Raw genomic sequence first — 5726 nt, 5'->3', positions numbered from 1 at the left:
TGCACAGAAGTTCTTCCTAGGAAGAGCGACTGAGCCGATCTGGTCTGGGGGTTGAAGAGCCTGGGCTGAGATTGTTGAGAGGGGCGGATAAAAAATCTTCGGTTTTGCGTGGTGGGGAGTAAAAACCCGGTATACAATGCAAGGCTTCGCTGAACGGAAGTGCTGCTTGCGGTGCTGATGGGAAGTGAAAAGATGCAGGGGGTTAAAAGACCCCTTGTGTTGACAGGAAATAAAAAAACCTGTTATAATTCGAGGCTCTGCTGATCGCGGCGGAGTTAGCAAAAACAAAGATGCAAATCTGGTTTTTGCGGGAACATTAAAAATATACAGCCGATAAGCGTGGGCGTTTGAAGCGAATTGCGAAGTTCTTTTGGAACTGAAGTCGCAAGACTTTAAACGCTCATGGAGATAGAAGTGAAGTTCACTTCAATTCCGTTTTTATGAGTGAAGTCGGAAGACTTTAAATTTATCAAGATCGAACTGTAGAGTTTGATCCTGGCTCAGATTGAACGCTGGCGGCATGCCTTACACATGCAAGTCGAACGGTAACAGCACTTCGGTGGCTGACGAGTGGCGGACGGGTGAGTAATACATCGGAACGTGCCCGATCGTGGGGGATAACTACTCGAAAGAGTGGCTAATACCGCATACGATCTACGGATGAAAGCGGGGGATCGCAAGACCTCGCGCGGACGGAGCGGCCGATGGCAGATTAGGTAGTTGGTGGGATAAAAGCTTACCAAGCCGACGATCTGTAGCTGGTCTGAGAGGACGACCAGCCACACTGGGACTGAGACACGGCCCAGACTCCTACGGGAGGCAGCAGTGGGGAATTTTGGACAATGGGGGAAACCCTGATCCAGCCATGCCGCGTGCAGGATGAAGGCCTTCGGGTTGTAAACTGCTTTTGTACGGAACGAAAAGACTCTTTCTAATACAGAGGGTCCATGACGGTACCGTAAGAATAAGCACCGGCTAACTACGTGCCAGCAGCCGCGGTAATACGTAGGGTGCAAGCGTTAATCGGAATTACTGGGCGTAAAGCGTGCGCAGGCGGTTATATAAGACAGATGTGAAATCCCCGGGCTCAACCTGGGAACTGCATTAGTGACTGTATAGCTGGAGTGCGGCAGAGGGGGATGGAATTCCGCGTGTAGCAGTGAAATGCGTAGATATGCGGAGGAACACCGATGGCGAAGGCAATCCCCTGGGCCTGCACTGACGCTCATGCACGAAAGCGTGGGGAGCAAACAGGATTAGATACCCTGGTAGTCCACGCCCTAAACGATGTCAACTGGTTGTTGGGAATTTACTTTCTCAGTAACGAAGCTAACGCGTGAAGTTGACCGCCTGGGGAGTACGGCCGCAAGGTTAAAACTCAAAGGAATTGACGGGGACCCGCACAAGCGGTGGATGATGTGGTTTAATTCGATGCAACGCGAAAAACCTTACCCACCTTTGACATGTATGGAAGATCGCAGAGACGCGATTGTGCTCGAAAGAGAGCCATAACACAGGTGCTGCATGGCTGTCGTCAGCTCGTGTCGTGAGATGTTGGGTTAAGTCCCGCAACGAGCGCAACCCTTGCCATTAGTTGCTACATTTAGTTGGGCACTCTAATGGGACTGCCGGTGACAAACCGGAGGAAGGTGGGGATGACGTCAAGTCCTCATGGCCCTTATAGGTGGGGCTACACACGTCATACAATGGCTGGTACAAAGGGTTGCCAACCCGCGAGGGGGAGCTAATCCCATAAAGCCAGTCGTAGTCCGGATCGTAGTCTGCAACTCGACTACGTGAAGTCGGAATCGCTAGTAATCGTGGATCAGAATGTCACGGTGAATACGTTCCCGGGTCTTGTACACACCGCCCGTCACACCATGGGAGCGGGTCTCGCCAGAAGTAGTTAGCCTAACCGCAAGGAGGGCGATTACCACGGCGGGGTTCGTGACTGGGGTGAAGTCGTAACAAGGTAGCCGTATCGGAAGGTGCGGCTGGATCACCTCCTTTCTGGAAAACTGCAGTTCTAATTGAACGCCCACACTTATCGGTTGTTGGAAAAAGTCGCTGCAAGCGCATATGTGAAAGCATGTGAGTGAGTAGAGGCAGGCCTGGGTCTGTAGCTCAGTTGGTTAGAGCACCGTCTTGATAAGGCGGGGGTCGGTGGTTCGAGACCACCCAGACCCACCAAGTGCTGCGGACGACACGTGAGAAGACAATGCGGTTCCTGGGGGATTAGCTCAGCTGGGAGAGCACCTGCTTTGCAAGCAGGGGGTCGTCGGTTCGATCCCGTCATCCTCCACCAACATCCAAAGAGAGTTGCACAAGGCAGTGCAGCAAATCAACACCAAAGCAGCTTTGCAAAAGGCTGTTTTGTTGTTGATCGAGATAGTTCGATCAATCGGCTGTTCTTTAAAAATTCATAGAGTCGAATCAGCGTTGCTGATGGAAAGCATCGAAAGATGCACCGTGCCATCAGCAACATGAAATTTGATTGCGTCAACACGAATGAAACTTTGTTTTATTCAAGTAATGACGAATTGTTCTCTAGGTAGCAATACCGAAGAAACATTCATATTACGGCATAACGCGCAAGGTGAAAGACCTTGCAAGTCCTTGAAAAATTAGATGGAGATGTTTCGCAAGAGACGTCAAAGTTATAGGGTCAAGTGACTAAGAGCATGTGGTGGATGCCTTGGCGATGATAGGCGACGAAAGACGTGATAGCCTGCGAAAAGCTTCGGGGAGCTGGCAAATAAGCTTTGATCCGGAGATATCTGAATGGGGAAACCCACCCTTAGGGGTATCGCAACCTGAATACATAGGGTTGCGAGGCGAACCGGGTGAACTGAAACATCTCAGTAGCTCGAGGAAAAGACATCAACCGAGATTCCGAAAGTAGTGGCGAGCGAAATCGGAGAAGCCGTGCAGTGATAGCACGACGGTTAGCAAAATGGGATGGAAAGCCCAGCCATAGCAGGTGATAGCCCTGTATGCGAAAACCGACGTGTGGTACTAGGCTGCAGACAAGTAGGGCGGGGCACGAGAAACCCTGTCTGAATATGGGGGGACCATCCTCCAAGGCTAAATACTCATCATCGACCGATAGTGAACCAGTACCGTGAGGGAAAGGCGAAAAGAACCCCGGGAGGGGAGTGAAATAGATCCTGAAACCGCATGCTTACAAAAAGTAGGAGCCTCGAAAGGGGTGACTGCGTACCTTTTGTATAATGGGTCAGCGACTTACATTCAGTGGCAAGGTTAACCGAATAGGGAAGCCGTAGAGAAATCGAGTCCGAATAGGGCGAACATAGTCGCTGGGTGTAGACCCGAAACCAAGTGATCTATCCATGGCCAGGATGAAGGTGCCGTAACAGGTACTGGAGGTCCGAACCGACTAATGTTGCAAAATTAGCGGATGAGCTGTGGATAGGGGCGAAAGGCTAAACAAACTTGGAAATAGCTGGTTCTCTCCGAAAACTATTTAGGTAGTGCCTCAAGTATTACCGTCGGGGGTAGAGCACTGTTTAGGCTAGGGGGTCATGGCGACTTACCAAACCTATGCAAACTCCGAATACCGACGAGTACAGCTTGGGAGACAGAGCACCGGGTGCTAACGTCCGGACTCAAGAGGGAAACAACCCAGACCGCCAGCTAAGGTCCCTAAAATTGGCTAAGTGGGAAACGAAGTGGGAAGGCTAAAACAGTCAGGATGTTGGCTTAGAAGCAGCCATCATTTAAAGAAAGCGTAATAGCTCACTGATCGAGTCGTCCTGCGCGGAAGATGTAACGGGGCTAAGCCAGTTACCGAAGCTGCGGATGTGCAATTTATTGCACGTGGTAGGAGAGCGTTCTGTAAGCCTGTGAAGGTGCCTGGTAATGGGTGCTGGAGGTATCAGAAGTGCGAATGCTGACATGAGTAGCGTTAAAGGGGGTGAAAAGCCCCCTCGCCGTAAGCGCAAGGTTTTCTACGCAACGTTCATCGGCGTAGAGTGAGTCGGCCCCTAAGGCGAGGCAGAGATGCGTAGCTGATGGGAAACAGGTCAATATTCCTGTACCGATCAATAGTGCGATGTGGGGACGGAGAAGGTTAGCTCAGCCAACTGTTGGATATGTTGGTTCAAGCCTGTAGTCGTGCTCGGTAGGCAAATCCGCCGGGCTTAGATGAGGGGTGATAACGAGTCTGCTTGCAGACGAAGTGAGTGATACCCATACCCTGCTTCCAGGAAAAGCCACTAAGCTTCAGCTATTGACGACCGTACCGCAAACCGACACTGGTGCGCGAGATGAGTATTCTAAGGCGCTTGAGAGAACTCAGGAGAAGGAACTCGGCAAATTGATACCGTAACTTCGGGAGAAGGTATGCCCCAAGTAGGTGAACCTGTACAAGGCGAGCCCAAAGGGGTTGCAAAAAATCGGTGGCTGCGACTGTTTACTAAAAACACAGCACTCTGCAAACACGAAAGTGGACGTATAGGGTGTGACGCCTGCCCGGTGCTGGAAGATTAAATGATGGGGTGCAAGCTCTTGATTGAAGTCCCAGTAAACGGCGGCCGTAACTATAACGGTCCTAAGGTAGCGAAATTCCTTGTCGGGTAAGTTCCGACCTGCACGAATGGCGTAACGATGGCCACACTGTCTCCTCCTGAGACTCAGCGAAGTTGAAATGTTTGTGATGATGCAATCTCCCCGCGGAAAGACGGAAAGACCCCATGAACCTTTACTGTAGCTTTGTATTGGACTTTGAACGGATCTGTGTAGGATAGGTGGGAGGCTTTGAAGCCAGGACGCTAGTTCTGGTGGAGCCAACGTTGAAATACCACCCTGGTGCGTTTGAGGTTCTAACCTAGATCCATTATCTGGATCGGGGACAGTGCATGGTAGGCAGTTTGACTGGGGCGGTCTCCTCCCAAAGCGTAACGGAGGAGTTCGAAGGTACGCTAGTTACGGTCGGACATCGTGACGATAGTGCAATGGCATAAGCGTGCTTAACTGCGAGACTGACAAGTCGAGCAGATGCGAAAGCAGGACATAGTGATCCGGTGGTTCTGTATGGAAGGGCCATCGCTCAACGGATAAAAGGTACTCTGGGGATAACAGGCTGATACCGCCCAAGAGTTCATATCGACGGCGGTGTTTGGCACCTCGATGTCGGCTCATCTCATCCTGGGGCTGTAGCCGGTCCCAAGGGTATGGCTGTTCGCCATTTAAAGAGGTACGTGAGCTGGGTTTAAAACGTCGTGAGACAGTTTGGTCCCTATCTTCCGTGGGCGCTGCAGATTTGAGGAAGCCTGCTCCTAGTACGAGAGGACCGGAGTGGACACACCTCTGGTGTACCGGTTGTCACGCCAGTGGCATCGCCGGGTAGCTAAGTGTGGAAGAGATAACCGCTGAAAGCATCTAAGCGGGAAACTCGTTTCAAGATGAGATCTGCCGGGGGCTTGACCCCCCTAAAGAGTCGTTCTAGACCAGGACGTTGATAGGCTGGGTGTGGAAGTGCAGCAATGCATTAAGCTAACCAGTACTAATTGCTCGTGCGGCTTGACCCTATAACTTTGATCTCTTCAGATCAGGGATGTTATGCCAAGTTGTCGCAATCAAAATATAAGCTGATTCCAAACTCTATGAATTCGCTAGGCAGTCCTCAAAAACTGCCCAGCACCAAGTTATGCCTGATGACCATAGCAAGTTGGTACCACTCCTTCCCATCCCGAACAGGACCGTGA

2 tRNA genes and 2 rRNA genes are annotated in these 5726 nt (G+C 51.1%); all 4 read left to right on the top strand.

The annotated features are described in order from the left end of the window. The first annotated feature begins 477 nt into the window (after positions 1 to 477). The 4 genes from KIH07_RS25300 (at position 478) to KIH07_RS25285 (ending at position 5549) form a co-directional block, all read left to right on the top strand. Positions 478 to 2010, top strand: a 16S ribosomal RNA gene (locus tag KIH07_RS25300). Between the two features lie 103 nt (positions 2011 to 2113). Then, positions 2114 to 2190 (top strand) — tRNA-Ile (locus KIH07_RS25295). 39 nt (positions 2191 to 2229) lie between these two features. Further along, positions 2230 to 2305: transfer RNA gene (locus KIH07_RS25290), tRNA-Ala, on the top strand. Between the two features lie 358 nt (positions 2306 to 2663). Beyond that, positions 2664 to 5549, top strand: a 23S ribosomal RNA gene (locus KIH07_RS25285). Together the 16S and 23S rRNA genes with 2 tRNA genes alongside form the textbook arrangement of a ribosomal RNA operon. Positions 5550 to 5726 lie beyond the last annotated feature (177 nt).

It is taken from the genome of Hydrogenophaga taeniospiralis, from assembly GCF_020510445.1.
Taxonomy (GTDB): domain Bacteria; phylum Pseudomonadota; class Gammaproteobacteria; order Burkholderiales; family Burkholderiaceae_C; genus Hydrogenophaga.
Note: the sequence above shows the minus strand (reverse complement) of the source record. Positions and strands in the feature narration are given on the sequence as shown.